This window comes from Photorhabdus hainanensis (assembly GCF_018448965.1).
GTDB classification, from domain to species: domain Bacteria; phylum Pseudomonadota; class Gammaproteobacteria; order Enterobacterales; family Enterobacteriaceae; genus Photorhabdus; species Photorhabdus akhurstii.
Genome location: NZ_RCWD01000089.1, coordinates 1 through 2,329, shown reverse-complemented (window position 1 = coordinate 2,329; position 2,329 = coordinate 1). Strand labels below are relative to the sequence as shown.

Here is a 2,329-nt window from a genome sequence, read left to right as displayed (position 1 = left end):
TGGATCATTTGTGTGAGCGGGTTATATTGAGTTTTCGCAATAAATCGCTGATAGTTAATCGTGATAGCGCTCCAGCGACTCACCTTGCGATATTTTTCACTTGTCACCGGAATAGCAAGGCAAGCCTCGCACGCTTTTTTAGTTTCCGTTTTTTCACATTCTTCCGTTTCAGACCGGGCTTTAGTCTGAACCGCACTGGCATCAACAGATTCATCCCCTAAATCATCGTCCTCCCAAAAATCCGCATGGGTTTCGGCACTCCAGACGATATTTCGATCTTCATCCGTGATTTCAGGGCTTATCACAAAATCCGTTTTCTTATGGTGAATGTCGTCATCCTCTATAACGGATTTATCTTTACCGGTTTCCATGATACCGACTGCAATTAATACTCCGGCACAAGCGCTGGCGACATATTCAGCCGCACCCACTGCGACCGGAGCTAATAAGGGTATTGGCATATTAACGTCTCCTGTTTATCTTATTTTTTGCAATATAAAGAATATCTTTAAATTGCCGTTCGGATTTCTGACCAGAGTTTTAAATGCCCTGAATTAAACCCACATTAACTGGCAAGAGTAAACTCATGCTGACTGGCAATTAACTTTGCTCCACAGGCTGTTTGCATTCCTTCAAGCGCAATCGCTTTCCCTTTATATGTTAAAGAGTCAGACCCCTGAATAATAGGAAAGACACCTTTACACTGAGGACACGCCACCAAATCTTCTTTACCTGCTATGGGAATACCATTGTGAGTATATTGAGCAATAGCGGTAATCACCTTACCGCCATGATCTGTCGTATCGCCCAGCAGAATAACCGCCTTTGACATTAAAGTTCTCCATCGTTTTCCGATTGGTAAATAACATCACCTCTCATTAAACCTCGGTAATTAACGGCAGTAATCCCAGATTTACCAACTGAATTTCAATATCATTGGATTTATCAATATCCTCCTGATTTCTTCCATCAAAAATCCCTTTCTTGGTGATAATCAGAGTGCCGATCTGTTCATTATTTTGGTACACAGGCAGCACATCTTCCGCCATAGGCAGGTAGAACTTATCAATAATACGGGGCTGGTAAAGCATCCAGCCGACACTGAGGCGATCAGGGAAAACTTGTTTGCCTTTTACGGTATAACCATTATTTTCGACTTGAATATAAGGAAAATCACGGCTAGCCGCTAAATATTTGACAAAATCAATTAATCGAGAAACATCAAACTGATGACTGTCAATCCTTAGGTTCATTTCCAGCCAGACCCAATTAGGGCGATCAATTAACATTTTTCTATAACTCATACCACTGGATAATTCATCCTTTTCACCATCCCATATTCCATTAATAAGAGCAGGAAAATTTTTCTTATAATCTTTTTCGAAACTTTTTATGGCAACCTCCGTTGGCCCCTGTTCATCAAACACAAGATGTTTTAGGGCCTCCTTTCGGGAGTAGCCAGTTAAGTACCAAGCTTTTCCTTGGTTAAAAAAGACATCAATTTGCCGTGTAATATGAAACAAATCCATCAAAGCTGTATGGGCGGTAATGGTTTCTCTCTGCTCATAATATACATTAATTTTTATACGAACTATTGCCATGTTTACCTCGTGTTAAACTAAACTGTCGCAAGGGGTATAGTGAACACTGATATTTTTATATTTACTAAACAGTACTTTAAAATATCCATAACTGATGGGCTGTAAAAAGTGCCATTCCACATGAGGAGTACTATCCAGCACATCACAGACGGCCTGATGTCTGACAGCCTGATTTTGTGCTGATTTAACACCTTTCCACCAACCCTTAGGCTCATCCTCACTAATAAAAAACTGGTCATACCGCGCTTTGGCCTCCAGAAACAGGCAATACGCAGGTCTCCAGCCATCAAAGGTCACTTTCAAGCATTGAAATTCCTGGATCATTTGTGTGAGCGGGTTATATTGAGTTTTCGCAATAAATCGCTGATAGTTAATCGTAATGGCGCTCCAGCGACTCACCTTGCGATATTTTTCACTTGTCACCGGAATAGCAAGGCAAGCCTCGCACGCTTTTTTAGTTTCCGTTTTTTCACATTCTTCCGTTTCAGACCGGGCTTTAGTCTGAACCGCACTGGCATCAACAGATTCATCCCCTAAATCATCGTCCTCCCAAAAATCCGCATGGGCTTCGGCACTCCAGACGATATTTCGATCTTCATCCGTGATTTCAGGGCTTATCACAAAATCCGTTTTCTTATGGTGAATGTCGTCATCCTCTATAACGGATTTATCTTTACCGGCTTCCATCAGCCCAACCGCAATTAATACTCCGGCACAAGCGCTGGCGA

Annotated in this window: 3 protein-coding genes and 1 pseudogene; all 4 read right to left on the bottom strand. The window is 41.8% G+C overall.

Translation table 11 applies throughout. The annotated features are described in order from the left end of the window. Positions 1-461 (bottom strand): annotated as a pseudogene (locus EAE92_RS23910) (hypothetical protein); the annotation flags it as partial. Between the two features lie 104 nt (positions 462-565). After that, on the bottom strand, positions 566-832 hold the full coding sequence (locus EAE92_RS23905; RefSeq protein WP_214069840.1) for a PAAR domain-containing protein: 267 nt from the start codon (positions 830-832) through the stop codon (positions 566-568). A gap of 46 nt (positions 833-878) precedes the next feature. Then, the gene (locus EAE92_RS23900; protein ID WP_214069839.1) at positions 879-1,601 is read right to left on the bottom strand and encodes an Imm52 family immunity protein; all 723 of its coding nucleotides are present in this window, start codon (positions 1,599-1,601) and stop codon (positions 879-881) included. A gap of 12 nt (positions 1,602-1,613) precedes the next feature. Further along, positions 1,614-2,329: Tox-REase-5 domain-containing protein (locus EAE92_RS23895; RefSeq protein ID WP_214069838.1), on the bottom strand; the 716-nt coding region annotated here is incomplete at its 5' end.